The sequence below is a fragment of the Streptomyces sp. NPDC058373 genome (genome assembly GCF_042723275.1).
In the GTDB taxonomy this organism is placed as follows: domain Bacteria; phylum Actinomycetota; class Actinomycetes; order Streptomycetales; family Streptomycetaceae; genus Streptomyces.
The window spans coordinates 175,757-195,657 of the sequence record NZ_JBHXJE010000003.1 but is presented as its reverse complement, the minus strand read 5'-3'; the positions used below and the strand labels follow the sequence as shown (position 1 = coordinate 195,657).

16 protein-coding genes and 3 tRNA genes are annotated in these 19,901 nt (G+C 68.9%); 3 read left to right on the top strand and 16 right to left on the bottom strand.

Annotation, left to right across the window (positions count from 1 at the left end; translation table 11 throughout):
* Positions 1-48: 48 nt before the first annotated feature.
* The 10 genes from ACFWMZ_RS03570 to ACFWMZ_RS03525 all read right to left on the bottom strand — a co-directional run bounded on the left by ACFWMZ_RS03570 (position 49) and on the right by ACFWMZ_RS03525 (position 13,615).
* On the bottom strand, positions 49-3,948 hold the full coding sequence (locus ACFWMZ_RS03570) for a DNA-directed RNA polymerase subunit beta' (protein WP_383172490.1): 3,900 nt from the start codon (positions 3,946-3,948) through the stop codon (positions 49-51).
* A gap of 126 nt (positions 3,949-4,074) precedes the next feature.
* Complete coding sequence (gene rpoB / locus ACFWMZ_RS03565) at positions 4,075-7,557, bottom strand: DNA-directed RNA polymerase subunit beta (RefSeq protein WP_383172493.1); 3,483 nt, start codon at positions 7,555-7,557, stop codon at positions 4,075-4,077.
* Positions 7,558-8,172: 615 nt separating this feature from the next.
* Entirely contained in the window at positions 8,173-8,556 is a 384-nt protein-coding gene (rplL, locus tag ACFWMZ_RS03560; RefSeq protein WP_030697570.1) for a 50S ribosomal protein L7/L12, read from the bottom strand.
* A gap of 111 nt (positions 8,557-8,667) precedes the next feature.
* Complete coding sequence (rplJ, locus tag ACFWMZ_RS03555; RefSeq protein ID WP_383172496.1) at positions 8,668-9,195, bottom strand: 50S ribosomal protein L10; 528 nt, start codon at positions 9,193-9,195, stop codon at positions 8,668-8,670.
* A 379-nt stretch (positions 9,196-9,574) separates the two neighbouring features.
* Positions 9,575-10,531, bottom strand: a complete 957-nt coding sequence (locus ACFWMZ_RS03550) for a hypothetical protein (protein ID WP_383199369.1) — start codon at positions 10,529-10,531, stop codon at positions 9,575-9,577.
* A gap of 187 nt (positions 10,532-10,718) precedes the next feature.
* Positions 10,719-11,447 carry a 50S ribosomal protein L1 gene (rplA, locus tag ACFWMZ_RS03545; RefSeq protein ID WP_383172500.1) on the bottom strand — a complete coding sequence of 243 codons (729 nt, stop codon included), beginning with the start codon at positions 11,445-11,447 and terminating at the stop codon, positions 10,719-10,721.
* A 100-nt stretch (positions 11,448-11,547) separates the two neighbouring features.
* Positions 11,548-11,982, bottom strand: a complete 435-nt coding sequence (gene rplK, locus ACFWMZ_RS03540) for a 50S ribosomal protein L11 (protein ID WP_003948662.1) — start codon at positions 11,980-11,982, stop codon at positions 11,548-11,550.
* A gap of 192 nt (positions 11,983-12,174) precedes the next feature.
* Complete coding sequence (gene nusG, locus ACFWMZ_RS03535; RefSeq protein WP_383172502.1) at positions 12,175-13,077, bottom strand: transcription termination/antitermination protein NusG; 903 nt, start codon at positions 13,075-13,077, stop codon at positions 12,175-12,177.
* Between the two features lie 75 nt (positions 13,078-13,152).
* The gene (gene secE / locus ACFWMZ_RS03530) at positions 13,153-13,434 is read right to left on the bottom strand and encodes a preprotein translocase subunit SecE (RefSeq protein ID WP_383172504.1); all 282 of its coding nucleotides are present in this window, start codon (positions 13,432-13,434) and stop codon (positions 13,153-13,155) included.
* 108 nt (positions 13,435-13,542) lie between these two features.
* Positions 13,543-13,615: transfer RNA gene (locus tag ACFWMZ_RS03525), tRNA-Trp, on the bottom strand.
* 202 nt (positions 13,616-13,817) lie between these two features.
* Between ACFWMZ_RS03525 and ACFWMZ_RS03520 the strand changes: the two genes are divergently transcribed.
* The 3 genes from ACFWMZ_RS03520 (at position 13,818) to ACFWMZ_RS03510 (ending at position 17,004) form a co-directional block, all read left to right on the top strand.
* On the top strand, positions 13,818-15,044 hold the full coding sequence (locus ACFWMZ_RS03520; RefSeq protein WP_383172507.1) for a pyridoxal phosphate-dependent aminotransferase: 1,227 nt from the start codon (positions 13,818-13,820) through the stop codon (positions 15,042-15,044).
* Positions 15,045-15,226: 182 nt separating this feature from the next.
* A complete protein-coding gene (locus ACFWMZ_RS03515; RefSeq protein WP_383199367.1) occupies positions 15,227-16,342 on the top strand; it encodes an adenosine deaminase in 1,116 nt (371 codons plus the stop codon).
* A 29-nt stretch (positions 16,343-16,371) separates the two neighbouring features.
* Positions 16,372-17,004 (top strand): NAD(P)-dependent oxidoreductase, encoded by a 633-nt coding sequence (locus ACFWMZ_RS03510; protein ID WP_383172514.1) that lies wholly within the window; start codon positions 16,372-16,374, stop codon positions 17,002-17,004.
* A gap of 9 nt (positions 17,005-17,013) precedes the next feature.
* On the opposite strand, the gene ACFWMZ_RS03505 is transcribed toward ACFWMZ_RS03510, so the two are convergent.
* The 6 genes from ACFWMZ_RS03505 to ACFWMZ_RS03480 all read right to left on the bottom strand — a co-directional run bounded on the left by ACFWMZ_RS03505 (position 17,014) and on the right by ACFWMZ_RS03480 (position 19,618).
* Complete coding sequence (locus ACFWMZ_RS03505) at positions 17,014-18,069, bottom strand: UDP-N-acetylmuramate dehydrogenase (protein WP_383172516.1); 1,056 nt, start codon at positions 18,067-18,069, stop codon at positions 17,014-17,016.
* A 56-nt stretch (positions 18,070-18,125) separates the two neighbouring features.
* The gene (locus ACFWMZ_RS03500; protein WP_383172520.1) at positions 18,126-18,554 is read right to left on the bottom strand and encodes a MaoC family dehydratase; all 429 of its coding nucleotides are present in this window, start codon (positions 18,552-18,554) and stop codon (positions 18,126-18,128) included.
* A 5-nt stretch (positions 18,555-18,559) separates the two neighbouring features.
* Positions 18,560-19,012 carry a MaoC family dehydratase N-terminal domain-containing protein gene (locus ACFWMZ_RS03495; protein ID WP_383172522.1) on the bottom strand — a complete coding sequence of 151 codons (453 nt, stop codon included), beginning with the start codon at positions 19,010-19,012 and terminating at the stop codon, positions 18,560-18,562.
* Between the two features lie 154 nt (positions 19,013-19,166).
* Complete coding sequence (rpmG, locus tag ACFWMZ_RS03490; RefSeq protein WP_003948671.1) at positions 19,167-19,331, bottom strand: 50S ribosomal protein L33; 165 nt, start codon at positions 19,329-19,331, stop codon at positions 19,167-19,169.
* Positions 19,332-19,422: 91 nt separating this feature from the next.
* Positions 19,423-19,495, bottom strand: a tRNA-Met gene (locus ACFWMZ_RS03485).
* Between the two features lie 50 nt (positions 19,496-19,545).
* Positions 19,546-19,618, bottom strand: a tRNA-Thr gene (locus tag ACFWMZ_RS03480).
* Positions 19,619-19,901 lie beyond the last annotated feature (283 nt).

The window sequence follows — 19,901 nt, the reverse complement described above, 5'->3', positions numbered from 1 at the left end:
CACCCCCGAGGGGGTGACCGCCCTTCACAGCCTTACCGGCCTACCAGCTCACTGGTTGTACGGACCGTAGTCGTAGTCCTCCAGCGGAACGGCCTGGCCGGAGCCGGTGCCGAACGGCGAGTAGTCGATGTCGTCGTAGCCGACGGCCGAGTACATCGCGGCCTTGGCCTCCTCGGTCGGCTCGACCCGGATGTTGCGGTAGCGGGACAGGCCCGTACCGGCCGGGATGAGCTTACCGATGATGACGTTCTCCTTGAGGCCGATCAGGGAGTCCGACTTGGCGTTGATCGCCGCGTCGGTCAGGACCCTGGTCGTCTCCTGGAAGGACGCCGCCGACAGCCACGACTCGGTGGCGAGCGAGGCCTTGGTGATACCCATGAGCTGCGGACGGCCGGAGGCGGGGTGACCGCCCTCGGTGACCACACGGCGGTTCTCGGTCTCGAACTTCGACCGCTCCACCAGCTCGCCGGGCAGCAGCTCGGCATCGCCCGACTCGATGATCGTCACCCGGCGGAGCATCTGCCGGATGATGATCTCGATGTGCTTGTCGTGGATCGACACGCCCTGCGAGTTGTAGACCCTCTGGACCTCACCCACGAGGTGCACCTGCACCGCGCGCTGGCCGAGGATGCGCAGCACGTCGTGCGGGTTGGTGGCACCCACGGTGAGCTTCTGGCCCACCTCGACGTGGTCGCCCTCGCCCACCAGCAGACGGGCACGCTTCGAGATCGGGAAGGCCGTCTCGTCGCTGCCGTCGTCCGGGGTGACGACGAGCTTCTTGGTCTTCTCGGTCTCCTCGATCCGCACGCGTCCGGCGGACTCGGAGATCGGGGCGACACCCTTCGGCGTACGGGCTTCGAAGAGCTCGACGACTCGGGGCAGACCCTGGGTGATGTCGTCACCGGCCACACCACCGGTGTGGAAGGTACGCATCGTCAGCTGGGTACCGGGCTCACCGATGGACTGGGCGGCGATGATGCCGACCGCCTCACCGATGTCGACCAGCTTGCCGGTGGCGAGCGAACGGCCGTAGCAGTACGCACAGGTGCCGACGGCCGACTCGCAGGTCAGGACCGAGCGGGTCTTGACCTCCTCGACGCCGTGCAGGACCAGCTGGTCGATGAGGACGTCACCGAGGTCGACGTTGGCCGGCGCGATGACCTTGCCGTCGACGACGACGTCCTCGGCCAGCATGCGGGCGTAGACGCTGGTCTCGACGTCCTCGGTCTTGCGCAGGACACCGTCCGCACCGCGGTCGGCGATCTTGAGCTTGAGACCGCGCTCGGTGCCGCAGTCCTCCTCGCGGATGATGACGTCCTGCGAGACGTCCACCAGACGACGGGTGAGGTAACCCGAGTCGGCGGTACGCAGGGCGGTGTCCGCGAGGCCCTTACGGGCACCGTGGGTGGCGATGAAGTACTCGAGGACCGAGAGGCCCTCGCGGAACGACGCCTTGATGGGACGAGGGATCGTCTCGTTCTTGGCGTTCGACACGAGACCACGCATACCGGCGATCTGACGCAGCTGCATCATGTTTCCGCGCGCGCCCGAGTTCACCATCATGGCGATCGGGTTGGTCTTCGGGAAGTTGTCGTTCATCGCCTCGGCGACCTCGTTGGTCGCCTTGGTCCAGATCGCGATGAGCTCCTGGGTCCGCTCGTCCTTCGTGATCAGACCGCGCTCGTACTGCTTCTGGACCTTGACGTCCTGGGCCTCGTACGAGGTGACGATGTTCCGCTTGGCCTCGGGGACGACGACGTCCGAGATGGCCACGGTGACGCCGGACCGGGTGGCCCAGTGGAAGCCGGAGGCCTTCAGGTTGTCGAGCGTCGCCGCGACGACGACCTTCGGGTACCGCTCGGCCAGGTCGTTGACGATCTGGGAGAGCTGCTTCTTGCCGACCTCGTAGTCGACGAACGGGTAGTCCTCGGGCAGCAGCTCGTTGAAGAGCGCGCGGCCCAGCGTGGTGTTCAGCCGGAAGCTGTCGCCCGGCTGGTACTCCGGCTCACCCTCCTCGGCGACCGGCGGGGTCCAGCCGCGCGGCGGGATGGTGCCGACCGGGAAGCGGATGTCGACGCGCGACTGGAGCGACAGCTCGCCCGCGTCGAACGCCATGATCGCCTCGGCGGTCGAACCGAAGGCACGGCCCTCGCCCTTCACACCGCGGCCTTCGCCGTCGGTGGTCAGGAAGAAGAGGCCCAGCACCATGTCCTGGGTCGGCATGGTGACCGGACGGCCGTCGGCCGGCTTGAGGATGTTGTTCGAGGACAGCATCAGGATGCGGGCCTCGGCCTGCGCCTCCGCGGAGAGCGGCAGGTGGACGGCCATCTGGTCACCGTCGAAGTCCGCGTTGAACGCGGTGCAGACGAGCGGGTGGATCTGGATGGCCTTGCCCTCGACCAGCTGCGGCTCGAAGGCCTGGATGCCGAGGCGGTGCAGGGTGGGCGCGCGGTTCAGCAGCACCGGGTGCTCGGCGATGACCTCTTCGAGGACGTCGTACACCACGGTGCGGCCACGCTCGACCATGCGCTTGGCCGACTTGATGTTCTGCGCGTGGTTCAGGTCGACCAGGCGCTTCATCACGAACGGCTTGAAGAGCTCCAGCGCCATCGCCTTCGGCAGACCGCACTGGTGCAGCTTGAGCTGCGGACCGACGACGATCACGGAACGCGCGGAGTAGTCCACACGCTTGCCGAGGAGGTTCTGGCGGAAGCGGCCCTGCTTGCCCTTGAGCATGTCGGAGAGCGACTTCAGCGGACGGTTGCCGGGGCCCGTGACGGGGCGGCCGCGGCGGCCGTTGTCGAAGAGCGCGTCGACGGCCTCCTGGAGCATGCGCTTCTCGTTGTTCACGATGATCTCGGGCGCGCCGAGGTCGAGAAGCCGCTTCAGGCGGTTGTTGCGGTTGATGACGCGGCGGTACAGGTCGTTCAGGTCGGAGGTCGCGAAGCGGCCACCGTCGAGCTGCACCATCGGACGCAGGTCCGGCGGGATGACCGGGACACAGTCCAGGACCATGCCCTTGGGGCTGTTGCTGGTCTGGAGGAAGGCGGAGACGACCTTGAGGCGCTTGAGCGCACGGGTCTTCTTCTGGCCCTTGCCGGTCCGGATGATCTCGCGGAGGCGCTCGGCCTCCTCGTCCAGATCGAAGGTCTCCAGCCGCTTCTGCAGCGCGGCGGCGCCCATCGAGCCGTCGAAGTACGTGCCGAAGCGGTCACGCAGCTCGCGGTAGAGGAGCTCGTCGCCCTCCAGGTCCTGGACCTTGAGGTTCTTGAAGCGGTTCCAGACCTCGTCGAGACGGTCGATCTCGCGCTGCGCACGGTCGCGCAGCTGCTTCATCTCCCGCTCGGCGCCTTCGCGCACCTTGCGGCGCACGTCCGCCTTGGCACCCTCGGCCTCCAGCTCGGCCAGGTCGGTCTCGAGCTTCTTGGCGCGGGCCTCGAGGTCGGCGTCGCGCCGGTTCTCGATCTGCTGGCGCTCGACGGAGACGTGCGCCTCCAGCGACGGCAGGTCGCGGGTGCGGCGCTCCTCGTCCACGAACGTGATCATGTACGCGGCGAAGTAGATGACCTTCTCGAGGTCCTTCGGCGCCAGGTCCAGCAGGTAGCCCAGGCGCGAGGGGACGCCCTTGAAGTACCAGATGTGGGTCACGGGAGCGGCGAGCTCGATGTGGCCCATCCGCTCACGGCGCACCTTGGCGCGGGTCACCTCGACGCCGCAGCGCTCACAGATGATGCCCTTGAAGCGGACGCGCTTGTACTTGCCGCAGTAGCACTCCCAGTCCCGGGTCGGACCGAAGATCTTCTCGCAGAAGAGCCCGTCCTTTTCCGGCTTGAGGGTGCGGTAGTTGATGGTCTCCGGCTTCTTGACCTCGCCGTGGGACCACTGTCGGATGTCGTCCGCGGTCGCCAGGCCGATCCGCAGCTCGTCGAAGAAGTTGACGTCGAGCACTTTGTCGTCAATCCCTCTTTCAGGGTTCGTGCCCCTCCGCCCGGAGGCGGAACGGGGCTCACATCATGGTCTGTACGGGTCCGGGGCGGCCGGGCCTCGCGGTGGAGCGAGGCCCGGCCAGGCCCGTCAGACCTCTTCGACGCTGCTCGGCTCGCGCCGGGACAGGTCGATACCGAGCTCCTCCGCCGCGCGGAAGACGTCCTCGTCGGTGTCGCGCATCTCGATGGACATGCCGTCCGAGGACAGCACCTCCACGTTGAGGCAGAGCGACTGCATTTCCTTGATGAGGACCTTGAAGGACTCGGGGATGCCGGGCTCGGGGATGTTCTCGCCCTTGACGATGGCCTCGTAGACCTTCACACGGCCGGTCACGTCGTCGGACTTGATCGTCAGCAGCTCCTGGAGGGCGTACGCGGCGCCATAAGCCTCCAGCGCCCACACCTCCATCTCACCGAAGCGCTGACCACCGAACTGGGCCTTACCACCCAGCGGCTGCTGGGTGATCATCGAGTAGGGACCGGTCGAGCGCGCGTGCAGCTTGTCGTCGACCAGGTGGTGGAGCTTGAGGATGTACATGTACCCGACGGAGATCGGGTCCGGGAACGGCTCGCCGGAGCGGCCGTCGAAGAGCCGCGCCTTGCCCGAGGACTGCACCATCCGCTCACCGTCGCGGTTGGGGATGGTGTGGTCGATCAGACCGGCCAGCTCGTCCTCGCGGGTGCCGTCGAACACCGGGGTGGCGACGTTGGTACCCGGCTCGACCCGGTCGATGCCGATCGCCTGGAGCCGCTCGGCCCACTCGGTGTCGACACCGGAGATGTCCCAGCCCTGACTGGCGAGCCAGCCGAGGTGGATCTCCATGACCTGTCCCGGGTTCATTCGGGACGGCACGCCGAGCGGGTTGAGGATGATGTCGACCGGGGTGCCGTCCTCCAGGAACGGCATGTCCTCGATCGGCAGGATCTTCGAGATGACGCCCTTGTTGCCGTGACGGCCGGCGAGCTTGTCACCGTCGGTGATCTTGCGCTTCTGGGCGACGTAGACGCGGACCAGCTGGTTCACGCCCGGGGGAAGCTCGTCGCCCTCCTCGCGGTCGAAGACGCGGACGCCGATGACCTTGCCGGTCTCGCCGTGCGGCACCTTCAGCGAGGTGTCGCGCACCTCGCGCGCCTTCTCACCGAAGATCGCACGGAGCAGGCGCTCCTCCGGGGTCAGCTCGGTCTCGCCCTTGGGCGTGACCTTGCCGACCAGGATGTCGCCGGCGTCGACCTCGGCACCGATGCGGATGATGCCGCGCTCGTCGAGGTCGGCGAGGACCTCCTCGGAGACGTTCGGGATGTCCCGGGTGATCTCCTCGGGGCCGAGCTTGGTGTCACGGGCGTCGACCTCGTGCTCCTCGATGTGGATCGAGGAGAGGACGTCGTCCTGGACGAGGCGCTGCGACAGGATGATCGCGTCCTCGTAGTTGTGGCCCTCCCACGACATGAACGCCACGAGGAGGTTCTTGCCGAGCGCCATCTCGCCCTGCTCGGTGGCAGGACCGTCGGCGAGCACCTGGCCCTCGATGATCCGGTCGCCCTCGTCGACGACGACCTTCTGGTTGACCGAGGTGCCCTGGTTGGAGCGGGAGAACTTGGCGAGGCGGTACGTGGTGTACGTGCCGTCGTCGTTGGTGGTGGTGATGTAGTCCGCGGAGACCTCCTGGACCACACCGTCCTTCTCCGCCTTCAGCACGTCACCGGCGTCGGTGGCACAGCGGTACTCCATGCCGGTGCCGACGAGCGGGGCCTCGCTCTTGATGAGCGGAACGGCCTGACGCATCATGTTCGCGCCCATGAGGGCACGGTTGGCGTCGTCGTGCTCCAGGAACGGGATCATGGCGGTCGCGACCGACACCATCTGGCGCGGCGAGACGTCCATGTAGTCGACGTCGTCACCGGGGACGTAGTCGACCTCGCCGCCACGGCGGCGGACCAGGACGCGGTCCTCGGCGAAGTGGAGGTCCTCCGTCAGCCCGGCGTTGGCCTGGGCGATGACGAAGCGGTCCTCCTCGTCGGCGGTCAGGTAGTCGACCTCGTCGGTGACGATGCCGTCGGTGACCCGGCGGTAGGGCGTCTCGACGAAGCCGAAGGCGTTGACCCGGCCGTAGGAGGCGAGCGAGCCGATCAGGCCGATGTTCGGGCCTTCAGGGGTCTCGATCGGGCACATGCGGCCGTAGTGCGAGGGGTGCACGTCACGGACCTCGAAGCCGGCCCGCTCACGCGAGAGGCCACCCGGGCCGAGCGCCGAGAGGCGGCGCTTGTGGGTGAGACCCGAGAGCGGGTTGTTCTGGTCCATGAACTGCGACAGCTGGCTGGTGCCGAAGAACTCCTTGATGGAGGCGACGACCGGCCGAATGTTGATCAGGGTCTGCGGCGTGATCGCCTCGACGTCCTGCGTGGTCATGCGCTCACGCACGACGCGCTCCATACGGGCGAGACCCGTACGGACCTGGTTCTGGATGAGCTCGCCGACGTTACGCAGACGGCGGTTGCCGAAGTGGTCGATGTCGTCGGTCTCGACGACGATCTGCGTGCCGTTCTCGCCGGTCGTCTCGGTCTCGCCGGCGTGCAGCTTGACCAGGTACTTGATGGTGGCGATGACGTCGTCGGTGGTGAGCACGCCGGCGTCCAGGGGCGCGTCGCCGCCGAGCTTCTTGTTCACCTTGTAGCGGCCGACCTTGGCGAGGTCGTAGCGCTTGGGGTTGAAGTAGAGGTTCTCCAGCAGCGTCTGGGCGGCCTCACGCGTGGGCGGCTCGCCCGGACGCAGCTTGCGGTAGATGTCGAGCAGCGCGTCGTCCTGGCCCTGGGTGTGGTCCTTCTCCAGGGTGGCGCGCATCGACTCGTACTCGCCGAACTCCTCGAGGATCTGCTCGGTCGTCCAGCCGAGAGCCTTGAGGAGGACGGTGACGGACTGCTTGCGCTTGCGGTCGATGCGGACGCCGACCATGTCGCGCTTGTCGATCTCCATCTCCAGCCAGGCACCCCGGGAGGGGATGATCTTGGCGGAGAAGATGTCCTTGTCGGACGTCTTGTCGATGGAGGAGTCGAAGTAGACGCCGGGCGAGCGGACGAGCTGCGACACGACGACACGCTCGGTGCCGTTGATGACGAAGGTGCCCTTGTTGGTCATGAGCGGGAAGTCGCCCATGAAGACCGTCTGGGACTTGATCTCGCCGGTCTCGTTGTTGGTGAACTCAGCGGTGACGAAGAGCGGCGCGGCAAAGGTGAAGTCGCGCTCCTTGCACTCGTCGATGGAGTTCTTCGGGGGCTCGAAGCGGTGGTCGCGGAAGGTCAGCGACATCGACCCGGAGAAGTCCTCGATCGGGGAGATCTCCTCGAAGATCTCCTCCAGACCGGACTTGGTGGGGACGTCCTGTCCGCTGTCCAGAGCCGCCTCGACCCGGTGCTTCCATGCGTCGTTGCCGAGCAGCCAGTCGAAGCTCTCGGTCTGGAGGGCAAGAAGGTTCGGAACCTCGAGGGGCTCCTTGATCTTTGCAAAGGAAATGCGCAGCGGGGCGGTGCTGGCGCCGTTGTTCGAATTCGCGGAGGCAGTGCGCGAGGCGGCCAAGAGGGGGTCCTTCCGAGGGCTCGGACTCACTACGCGCGTACCGGTCCCGAGCCGACACAGCGGAAGAAATCCCAGGTCAGGGCGGTTTCAGTCCACAGTGCTCAAGCAAGGGCATGCCCCTGGTGACGGGCAGGAGGCAGCTAACAGGCAGCGCAAAGGGTCAGTGTAGCCAATTGGCTCACTGATGTCCAGTGCGGGTGACCTGGATGGTCAAAGACCCTCGCTGTTCTCAACTCCACGATGCCCTCGCGCCCTGATGGACGCATATCAACACTGCCCTCTTCGCCGCCGATCCATGCCTCGGTATCCGGATCGGTGTGACGACGCGTCCTGAGAATTGCGCGCGGCGTGCTGTTCGTCAAGGCCCCGACGCCCGAACCGGGTACGGAACCGCCTCGCCTGCCGCCTCCCGACCCCTGGCCGGGGCTCCTTCACGCGGGCACCCGCCGGTCGCCGGACGGCACGACGAAGATCACCATACCCGCAGGTGAGCAGGGCGCAAGGACCCCGGCCCGATCACGCCCGAAGGCGACCACCCGGATGGGTGATCGCCTTCGGAAACAGATCGCCTGCCCCCGTGAGGGGCTGGGCGGACGAGTCAGAGACTCGGAGGAGTCACTTGACCTCGACGGACGCGCCGGCGCCCTTGAGGGACTCGGCGGCCTTCTCAGCGGCCTCCTTGGTGACCTTCTCCAGGACCGGCTTCGGGGTGCCGTCCACGAGGTCCTTGGCCTCCTTCAGACCCAGCGAGGTCAGCTCACGCACGACCTTGATGACCTGGATCTTCTTGTCGCCGGCGCCGGTGAGGACGACGTCGAACTCGTCCTGCTCCTCGGCGGCCTCGGCCGGGGCGCCCGGGGCGCCGGCGGCGGCGACGGCGACCGGGGCGGCAGCCTCGACGTCGAACTTCTCCTCGAACGCCTTCACGAACTCGGAGAGCTCGATGAGGGTCATTTCCTCGAACTGCGCGAGCAGGTCGTCCTGGGACAGCTTCGCCATGATGGCGTCCTTCCACTAATTCGGCAGGTGCCGGATGTACATGTCGGCGGGCGTACGCGGGCCCGCTGCGACCGGGAGCCGGGAGGGCCCCAGGTCATTACGCGAGCCGAATTACTCGGCACCGCCCTGCTCGTCGCGCTTGGCACGCAGCGCGTCCGCGGTGCGGACGAACTTCTGCGGGAGCGCCTGGAAGACAGCCGCGGCCTTGGCCTGGTTGCCCTTCAGAGCGCCCGCCAGCTTGGCGAGCAGAACCTCGCGGGTCTCGAGGTCCGCAAGCTTCTTGATCTCGTCGGCGGACAGCGCCTTGCCGTCAAGGACACCGCCCTTGATGACGAGAGCGGGGTTCTCCTTGGAGAAGTCACGAAGACCCTTCGCCGCCTCGACCGGGTCACCGGTCACGAAGGCGACAGCCGTCGAGCCCGTGAGGTGCTCGTCCAGCTCGACCCCGGCCTCCTTGGCCGCGATCTTGGTCAGCGTGTTCTTCACCACTCGGTACTGAGCGTTCTCGCCGAGAGAACGGCGCAGCTGCTTGAGCTGCGCCACGGACAGTCCGGTGTACGCGGTCACGACAGCGGCGTTGGAGTTACGGAGCTTGTCCGTGATCTCCTCGACGGCTGCGACCTTGTCGGACGTCGCCATGAGCCTCGGCCTCCTTCCGGGGTGATGATCCTCGACTGACCTTGCGATCAGCCTCGTACAGCACTGGGACCGTCTGGATCAGGCACGTGAGGAAGGACGTCGGGCAGAGAAGTCTGCGTAAGACGAAAAACGCCCCGGCGCAGGCGCACGGGGCGTGAGCTCCACTGAACGCGATACGTCCAGGAGCACATCCACAGTCACCTGCGCAGGTCGTCCGCGTGAGCGGATCCTTCGGCCACCGCCCTCTCCGAGGAGCAGACGGTAACGACCAGCGGTCTTTGGCTTCTGGGGAAGAGTACGGGAGCCGGGCGCCACGAGGCAAATCGCCCGGAAGCACGGCCTCCGGGCGGGGTCCGCGGACCCCGCCCGGAGCGGCGGATCAGGCTCCGGCGCCCGTCTCCTCGAGCTCCTTGAGCAGGTCCATGAAGTCCAGGGTGTCCTTCTCGGCCGGGGCGTCGACCTTGGCGGCGGCGCCGTAGTCGGAGAAGGTCTGGACGACGCGGATGTCGCCCTCGGGCGACTCCATGGTGACGTCCATCTTCACGGGGAGGTCGTCGCCGTTGACCCAGACCTGGGTCTGGTAGCCCTCCAGGCCGGACTTCTCCATGGCCGCGACGATCTCCTCGCGGTCCTTGGCGGGGAGGCCGTCGAAGGCGGTGTTGGCGTCCAGCATCTCCTTGACGGAGAGCGTGCCCTTGTAGTGCTGGGTGTCCTCGCCGCCGACCTTGGCCGGGCCGACGTGCTTGAGGTTGGGCGACTCCATCAGCACGGCGATCTGCTGGGCCGGGTCCTGGTTCATGTTCTCCAGGCCGCCCGTCATGGCCTTGGCCATCTCGCCCCCGCCGGCCTCGCCGGACTTCTCCATCTGCTCGGCCAGCTCGCCGAGGTCCATCTTCATCCAGCGGCGGCCGTCCATCTCCTTGGCGGCCTCGGCCCCCATGTCGACGTACATGACCTCGCCGTCCATGATGACGCGGCTCGACCGGGGCGCCGTCGGGTCGGACTCCTGGAGGGCCGAGCCGGACATGGTCATGTCGAGCACGGTCGGGTCCCAGCCCATGACGCCGGACATCTCCATGTCGCCGCCGCCGGGGGCCCCCTCCGGCATCGACATGGTCATCTTCACCTTGGCCGACTTTGCCTCGCTGGTGCTCTTGTACGCGGCGTTCAGCGCCTTGCCGGCGTCCGCCCGCGACATCGCCTTCGGCGCGCTCTCCGCGGCCTTGCCGTCGCCCTTGCCCTCGCTGGCGCCGCCCTCGCAGGCCGCCAGGCCGAGCACCATCGCCACGGCCGCCGCGGGCACCGCCACACGGCGCGCCAGGTTCTGCTTCCCCACTGTCCCCACCCCTACTTGGTCTGTCGGTGACCGGTCCCCCCGGACACGCTTTGCTTTTCCTTTGCACCGTACCGCACACGTACGACACTCCCGTACGCGAAAAAGACCGGCCCCCAGTAGCCGGAGAGCTGCTGGGGACCGGTCCTTCGGACGCGTGCGCGACCTGGCCTGCCGGTGATCACGGGGATCAGACGGCGGCCGGGTCCTCCTCGACGAGGAGGTTGCGGGTGCGGTTCGGGTCGACCTGGATGCCGGGGCCCATGGTGGTGGCGACGGCGGCCTTCTTGATGTAGCGACCCTTGGCGGCGGACGGCTTCAGACGGAGGATCTCGTCCAGGGCCGCGCCGTAGTTCTCCACGAGCTGGGTGTCGTCGAAGGACACCTTGCCGATGATGAAGTGGAGGTTGGAGTGCTTGTCGACGCGGAACTCGATCTTGCCGCCCTTGATCTCGTTCACGGCCTTGACCACGTCCGGGGTCACGGTGCCGGTCTTCGGGTTCGGCATCAGACCGCGCGGGCCGAGGACGCGGCCGAGACGGCCGACCTTGCCCATGAGGTCCGGGGTGGCGACGACGGCGTCGAACTCGTTGAGGCGGTTGCCCTTCGAGATCTCGTCGATCAGTTCGTCGGAGCCGACGATGTCGGCGCCCGCGGCACGCGCGGCCTCGGCACGGTCACCGGTCGCGAAGACCAGGACCCGGGCGGTCTTGCCGGTGCCGTGCGGAAGGTTCACGGTGCCGCGGACCATCTGGTCGGCCTTGCGCGGGTCGACACCCAGGCGGAAGGCGACCTCGACGGTCCCGTCGAACTTGGTCGCGGAGGTCTCCTTGGCGAGACGGACGGCCTCGAGCGGGGCGTAGAGCTTGTCCCGGTCGATCTTGGCGTCCGCAGCGCGGAGAGTCTTGCTGCGCTTCACTTCTGCTCCTGGCAGTTACGTCCGGCGGTGCCGGACAGGGTGGAGTCGTGGTACGGGCCGGCGCATGGCCCTGCCACAGAGAGGTCAGGCGGGGTTGAGGTCAGCCCTCGACCGTGATGCCCATGGAACGAGCGGTACCGGCGATGATCTTGGCCGCCTGGTCCAGGTCGTTCGCGTTGAGGTCGGGCATCTTGGTGGTGGCGATCTCGCGGACCTGCGCGTCGGTGATCTTCGCGACCTTGGTCTTGTGCGGCTCGCCCGAGCCCTTCTCCACGCCGGCGGCCTTCAGGATCATCCGCGAGGCCGGCGGGGTCTTCGTCACGAAGGTGAAGGAACGGTCCTCGTAGACCGTGATCTCCACCGGGATGACCCAGCCACGCTGCGACTCGGTCGCCGCGTTGTACGCCTTGCAGAACTCCATGATGTTGACGCCGTGCTGACCGAGCGCGGGGCCGACCGGCGGAGCCGGGTTGGCCGCGCCGGCCTGGATCTGGAGCTTGATCAGCCCCGTGACCTTCTTCTTCTTGGGAGGCATTGCTCTCTCCGGGTCCTAGTGAGAGTTTTCCGCCTTCACCCGGTTCATCCGGATGGAGGCATACCGCACCACGATAACGGGTATCGCGGTGCGACCAAAAACCGACAGGTCAGACGGGCTGTGAAGCCCGTCTGACCTGGTCGGAGGCGTGTGGTCCAGCGACTGCGCGGCCCGGCCGGGTGGCCGGTGCGCTCAGTTCTTCTGGATCTGGTCGAAGCTGAGCTCGACCGGGGTCTCGCGGCCGAAGATCTCGACGAGGCCCTTGACCTTCTTCGAGTCGGCGTTGATCTCGTTGATGGTCGCCTGGAGGGTGGCGAAGGGGCCGTCGGTGACGGTGACCGAGTCGCCGACCTCGAAGTCCAGCACCTGGACCTCCACCTTGCGCTGCGGCGCCGGCTTGCCCTCGGCCTCGGCGGCCTCGCGGGCGGCCTTCTCCTCGGCCTCCGGGGCGAGCATCTTGACGATCTCGTCCAGGGTCAGCGGGTACGGGTCGTAGGCGTTGCCGACGAAGCCGGTGACGCCCGGGGTGTTGCGGACGGCGCCCCACGACTCGTTGGTCAGGTCCATGCGCACCAGCACGTAGCCGGGGAGCTTGTTCTGACGGATGGTCTTGCGGTCGCCGTTCTTGATCTGGACGACCTCTTCCTGCGGCACCTCGGCCTGGAAGATGTAGTCCTCGACGTTGAGCGAGACGGCGCGCTGTTCGAGGTTGGTCTTCACGCGGTTCTCGTAACCGGCGTAGGTGTGGATGACGTACCACTCGCCGGGCAGGAGCCGCAGCTCGTCGCGGAGGGCCGCGATGGGGTCGACCGGCTCGGGCTCCTCGGCGGGAGCCTCGTCGTCGGCCTCGGCGGTCGCGGTCTCCTCGGAGGTGTCGGCGACGGCTTCGGGCTCACCGGCGGTGTCCTCGGTGAGCGCCTCGCCGGACTCGACGCTGACGGCGTCCTCCTCGGCGGGCACGCCCGCGGCGGCGTCGGCAGCTTCGGCCTGGTCCGGGTGCACGGCGTCCGCCGACTCGACAATGCCGAGCTCGTCCTCAGTGGACTCGGTAGCGCCCTGAGGCTCGACCACGTCGTTCGGGTTCGGGTCAGACACGGTGGCTGCTTCTTCCTGGATACAAAGGGTGGAACGCGCGAAAGGGGCGCCCTAGGGCGCCCTTCGCTTCTGGGCTCAGCCGAAGATGTACTTCGCGGCGTTGGTGAAGCCGTAATCCATCACGGTCACCAGACCGATCATGATCACGACGAAGATGATGACCACCGTCGTGTAGGTGGTGAGCTGACTGCGCGTCGGCCAGACGACCTTGCGGAGCTCGGCGACGATCTGCCGGTAGAAGAGCGCGAGGCGGCCGAAGGGGCCCTTCTTGCCGCGCTTGCCGCCCTTGCGGTTCTTCTTCTTGCCATCGTCGTCCTGGGCATCAGGCATGTCGATGGAGCCCACGGCGTCCGTCACGCGTCCTCACCTGAATTCCGGGTCGTGGCCGTGCCGCGCCCGGTGGAGCCGCACGGCGGTGCATTGCAATACGTACATGCGCACACATCCTGGCGATGGAGTGTGTAGCAGGGCCGGAGGGACTTGAACCCCCAACCGCTGGTTTTGGAGACCAGTGCTCTACCAATTGAGCTACGACCCTTTGATGTACCCCAACGTACCGCATCCGCTCCCGTGCACTGTGTGCCGGTGACCGGTGCGGCCCGGTGAGGGCCAACGAGGTGAGAGTGTACGTGTTCTCGGGCCGGGCGTCGAACACGATCCTCCGCCGGGCCCGCCGGGGCGGGTGACCGAGGGATGAAACCCGTGTGCCCGCCGTGTTTCCGGTCTGGAACCATGGGGCCATGAGCGCTGCAACCCCTCCCACCGAGCGCCGGGTCTCCGCGCGCATCGGCGCGATCTCCGAGTCCGCCACTCTCGCCGTCGACGCGAAGGCCAAGGCCCTCAAGGCCGCCGGCCGTCCCGTCATCGGATTCGGCGCCGGTGAACCGGACTTCCCGACCCCCGACTACATCGTCGACGCCGCCGTCGAGGCGTGCAAGAACCCCCGGAACCACCGCTACACGCCGGCCGGCGGGCTCCCCGAGCTGAAGGCCGCCATCGCCGCCAAGACGCTCCGCGACTCCGGCTACGAGGTCGACCCGGCCCAGATCCTGGTGACCAACGGCGGCAAGCAGGCGATCTACGAGGCGTTCGCCGCGATGCTCGACCCGGGTGACGAGGTCATCGTCCCGGCGCCGTACTGGACGACGTACCCCGAGTCGATCCGCCTGGCCGGGGGTGTCCCGGTGGAGGTCGTCGCCGACGAGACCACCGGCTACCGGGTCTCGGTGGAGCAGCTGGAGGCGGCCCGCACCGAGCGGACCAAGGTCGTCCTCTTCGTCTCCCCCTCCAACCCGACCGGCGCCGTCTACGACCGCGCGCAGACCGAGGCGATCGGCCGCTGGGCCGCCGAGCACGGCCTGTGGGTGATGACCGACGAGATCTACGAGCACCTCGTCTACGGCGACGCCGAGTTCACCTCGCTCCCCGCGATCGTCCCCGAGCTGCGCGACAGGTGCGTCGTGGTCAACGGCGTCGCCAAGACGTACGCCATGACCGGCTGGCGGGTGGGGTGGATCATCGGCCCCAAGGACATCGTGAAGGCCGCGACCAACCTCCAGTCGCACGCCACCTCCAACGTCTCCAACGTCGCCCAGGCCGCCGCGCTCGCCGCCGTCTCCGGCGACCTGTCGGCGGTGGAGAGGATGCGCGAGGCCTTCGACCGCCGCCGCCGCACCATCGTGCGGATGCTCGGCGAGATCGACGGCGTCGTCTGCCCGGAGCCGGAGGGCGCCTTCTACGCGTACCCGTCGGTGAAGGGCCTGCTCGGCAAGGAGATCCGCGGCCGGCGTCCGCAGAACTCCGTCGAGCTGGCCGCGCTGATCCTCGAAGAGGTCGAGGTCGCGGTGGTCCCGGGCGAGGCCTTCGGTACCCCCGGCTACCTGCGGCTGTCGTACGCGCTCGGCGACGACGACCTGGCCGAGGGCGTCTCGCGGATGCAGAAGCTGCTGGCCGAGGCCCGCGACTGAGCGATCCCTCGCACGCGCGGCGGCGCGGGACCCCGGATGCCGGGGGCCCGCGCCGCCGCCGTCCCGGGCCCCCGAACCGCCTCCCCGGGAGAAGGGGACGGCGTCAGTCCTTGTGTTCGGGCAACCGCCCGTACGGGGAATCCCGTTGCCGCGCGGGGGCAGGCGTACGGCAAGATCCTGGGATGTTGAGTTCTTCGGGAGGACCCCTGCGCACCCCGCCCGCCCGCGACGTGAGGCTGCTGCCCAAGGCCCACCTCCATCTCCACTTCACCGGCTCGATGCGGCCCGGCACGCTGCTGGAGCTGGCGGACAAGTACGGGGTGCGGCTCCCGGAGGCGCTCACCTCGGGGCGCCCGCCGAAGCTCCGCGCCACCGACGAGCGCGGCTGGTTCCGCTTCCAGCGCCTCTACGACACGGCCCGGTCCTGCCTGCGCGAGCCCGAGGACATCCGGCGGCTGGTGCGCGAGGCGGCCGAGGAGGACGTGCGGGACGGCTCGCGGTGGCTGGAGATCCAGGTCGACCCCACCTCGTACGCCCCGCTGCTCGGCGGGCTCACCCCGGCGCTGGAGATCATCCTGGACGCGGTCGACGGGGCCTCCCGGGAGACCGGGCTCGGGATGCGCGTCGTGGTCGCCGCCAACCGCATGAAGCACCCGCTGGACGCGCGGACCCTGGCCCGCCTCGCGGTGCGGTACGCGGACCGGGGCATCGTCGGCTTCGGCCTCTCCAACGACGAGCGGCGCGGCATGGCCCGCGACTTCGACCGGGCCTTCGCCATCGCCCGCGAGGGCGGCCTGCTGGCGGCCCCGCACGGCGGCGAGCTGAGCGGCCCGGCCTCCATCCGCTCCTGCCTGGACGACCTGGACGCCTCCCGCATCGGCCACGGCGTACGCGCCGCCGAGGACCCCCGGCTGCTGAGCCGCCTCGCCGACCGGCAGATCACCTGCGAGGTCTGCCCGGCCTCCAACGTGGCCCTCGGCGTCTACGACAAGGAGGGCGACGTCCCGCTGCGCGCCCTCTTCGACGCGGGCGTGCCGCTGGCGCTCGGCGCCGACGACCCGCTGCTCTTCGGCTCGCGACTGGCCGCCCAGTACGAGATCGCCCGCCGGGAGCACGGTTTCAGCGACGCCGAACTGGCCGAGCTGGCCCGCCAGTCGGTACGCGGCTCGGCGGCGCCGGAGGACGTGCGGCGCGGGCTGCTGGCGGACATCGACGCCTGGCTGACCGGGACGCCCGTGCCGACTGCCCGCGAAGAGGCGGGCGCCCGCGACCGGGCCGATCTGGGCGGCCCGGCCTGACCCGGCCCCTTTCCCGAGGAGGAGTCCCCATGCGGATCACGGTGTTCGGCGCGACGGGCGGTGTCGGCGGCGAGGTCGTCCGGCAGGCGCTGGAGGCGGGCCACGAGGTGACGGCGGTGGTCCGCGACCCGGCGGCGCTCGCGGTCGCCGGGGAGCGGCTGGAGGTGGTCCGCGCCGACCTCGGCGACACCGCCTCGCTCCGCCCGCTGGTGAACGGGCGGGACGCGGTCCTCTCCGGCCTCGGCGCGCGCGGCCGCAGGACGGACGGCCTGGTGACGAGGTTGACCGGCGCGGTGGTGGCCGCGATGGAGACGGAGGACGCGCGGCGTCTGGTCGTGGTGAGCGCCGCCCCGGTGGTGCAGCCGCCCCCGGACGAGCCGCTGACGGGCCGGATCACCCTCGGCATCGTCCGCGGGATCTTCGGCGAGGTCTACGCGGACCTCGCCGGCGCGGAGGCGCTGCTGGCACGCTCCGCCACCGACTGGACGGCGGTCCGCCCGCCCCGGCTGACCGACGGCCCGCTGACCGCGGCCTACCGCCGGGTCACCGGCGGCAACCCGCGCGCCGGGCGCTCCCTCTCCCGCGCGGACACCGCCCACGCGATGCTGGGCGTCCTCGGCGATCCGGGCACGGTCCGCCAGGGCGTGGGCGTCGCCTACTGACCCGGGGGGTCAGAGCTCGACGCCGACCGTCACCGGCTCGTTGACCAGGGTCACCCCGAAGGCGTCCTGGACCCCGGCGACGACCTCGCGGGCCAGCGCCAGCAGGTCCTCGGTGGTGGCGGAGCCCCGGTTGGTGAGGGCCAGGGTGTGCTTGGTGGAGATGCGGGCGGGTCCGCTGCCGTACCCCTTGGTGAAACCGGCCTTGTCGATCAGCCAGGCGGCCGAGGTCTTGGTGCGGCCCTCGCCGGCCGGGAAGGCCGGGGGGTGGACGTCGGGGCCGAGGCGGTCGGCGACGCGGCCGAGGAAGGCGGCGAGGGTGGCGTCGTCGAGGATCGGGTTGGTGAAGAAGGACCCGGCCGACCAGGTGTCGTGGTCCTCGGGGTCGAGCACCATGCCCTTGCCCGCGCGCAGCCGCAGCACCGTCTCGCGGGCCTCGGCGAGCGCGACCCGCTCGCCCTGCTCGGTGCCGAGCGCGCGGGCGGTCTCGGCGTACCGCAGCGGGGCGGAGAGCCCGTCGGCGTCCTCCAGCCGGAACCGGACGCGCAGGACGACGTACCGCTCGGGGTCGGACTTGAAGCGGCTGTGCCGGTAGGAGAAGGCGCACTCCTCGGCGGGGAGGGTGACGGTCTCCTCGGCGCGGCGGTCGTAGGCGACCACCTCGGTGATGGTCTGGGCGACCTCCTGGCCGTAGGCGCCGACGTTCTGCACGGGTACGGCGCCTGCGGAGCCGGGGATTCCGGCGAGGCACTCGATTCCGGCGAGCCCGGCTTCGACGGTCCGGGCGACGGCGTCGGTCCAGACCTCGCCGGCGGCCAGCTCCAGCGCGGTGCCGTCGAGGTGGAAGCCGGTGGTGGCGATGTGCAGGGCGGTGCCGTCGAAGCCCTTGTCGCCGATGACGAGGTTGGAGCCGCCGCCGATGACCAGCAGCGGGGTCCCGGAGGCGTCGGCCTCGCGGACGGCCGCGATCACCTCGTCGTCGGTGGTGGCCGTCAGCAGCCTGGTCGCGGGCCCGCCCAGGCGGAAGGTGGTCAGCGGGGCGAGGGGGGCGTCATGGAGTTCCTGCACGGCACCAGCGTACGGCCGCGGGGGTGCGGGTCGGCACAGCCCCGCGGCCGCTCGGGTCAGGCCAGCCGGACGGTGGCCCGGGCCATGCCGAGGACCTTCTTGCCGTCGCTCGTGGCGGTGAGGTCGACGCGGACGGTGCCGTCGTCGTTCTTGACGGCGACCTTGCCGGAGACCTCGATCAGCGCGCCGCGGTCGTCGTCGGGGACGACGACGGGCTTGGTGAAGCGGACGCCGTAGTCGACGACCGCGCCCGGGTCGCCGGTCCAGTCGGTGACCACCCGGATCGCCTCGGCCATGGTGAACATGCCGTGCGCGATGACGTCGGGCAGGCCCACCTCCTTGGCGAACCGCTCGTTCCAGTGGATCGGGTTGAAGTCGCCGGAGGCGCCCGCGTACCGCACCAGGGTGGCGCGGGTCACCGGGAAGCTCTGCGCGGGGAGTTCGGTGCCGACCTCCGCGTCGGCGTGGGAGATCTTCGCGGCCATCGCCGTCATCCCTCCTCGGCGGCGCGTGCCACCAGCTTGGTCCAGGCGGTCACCACGTGCTCGCCGGCCTCGTCGTGGACCTCGCCGCGGATGTCGAGGATGTCGTTCCCCGCCAGTGACTTGATCCCCTCGATGACCGAGGTCACCGTCAGCCGGTCCCCGGCCCGCACGGGCCTGGCGTAGGCGAACTTCTGATCGCCGTGGACGACGCGGCTGTAGTCGAGCCCGAGCTGCGGGTCCTCGATCACCTGCCCGGCCGCCTGGAACGTGAGGGAGAACACGAAGGTCGGCGGGGCGATCACGTCCGGGTGGCCGAGGGCCTTGGCCGCCTCGGTGTCGGTGTACGCCGGGTTGGCGTCGCCCACGGCCCGGACGAACTCACGGATCTTCTCACGGCCCACTTCGTAGGGCTCGGTGGGCGGATACGTCCGCCCCACGAAGGACTGGTCGAGCGCCATCGGCTCGATACCTCCTGGTTCGCCGGAACTTGTGTCGTACGACTCATCCTGGCACCCGGGCCGGGCCGCTCGGGCACCGGTACCGCAAACGCCATGAGGCCGCCCCCTCGGAAGGGGACGGCCTCATGGACGAGCCTGTTTGATCAGCCCTCGATCAGCGCGTCTCGCGGTGCGCGGTGTGCGCGTTGCAGCGCGGGCAGTGCTTCTTCATCTCCAGTCGGTCCGGGTTGTTACGCCGGTTCTTCTTGGTGATGTAGTTCCGCTCCTTGCACTCCACGCAGGCCAGCGTGATCTTCGGGCGGACGTCGGTGGCAGCCACGTGAGTGCTCCTGATGACGAACGGATGGAAAGGTCTTGCACAAAAAAGAGTAGCCGATCGAAGGACCGACCCCACAATCGGCTACTTTTCGTAGCGGTGACCGGACTTGAACCGGTGACACAGCGATTATGAGCCGCTTGCTCTACCGACTGAGCTACACCGCTGCGATGTGATCCGGATCCCCGCCCGAAGGCGGGAACCCCTTTCACACCAGAGCCCCAAAACGGAATCGAACCGTTGACCTTCTCCTTACCATGGAGACGCTCTGCCGACTGAGCTATTGGGGCGAGCGAGGAAGACATTACACGGCCACCCGCCGAACGCCCAAATCCGATTCGGTGCCCCCGCCCGCGTCGCCCGGGACCGCCCCGCGACCGGCCATCCCCGCCCCCGCCACACCGCCCGCCCCACCGTCCTCGCAGGTCCCGACCGGTATCCCGGGCCCCACCCTGCCTCGCCACCCACGCCGGTACGACTTATCCGCTCCTCCTCGATGGCGCTCCGACGGCGGCCTAGGCTCGGCCGCACACGGTGTGATCTTGATCGACGCAGCGTGACGCCGCCCCACCG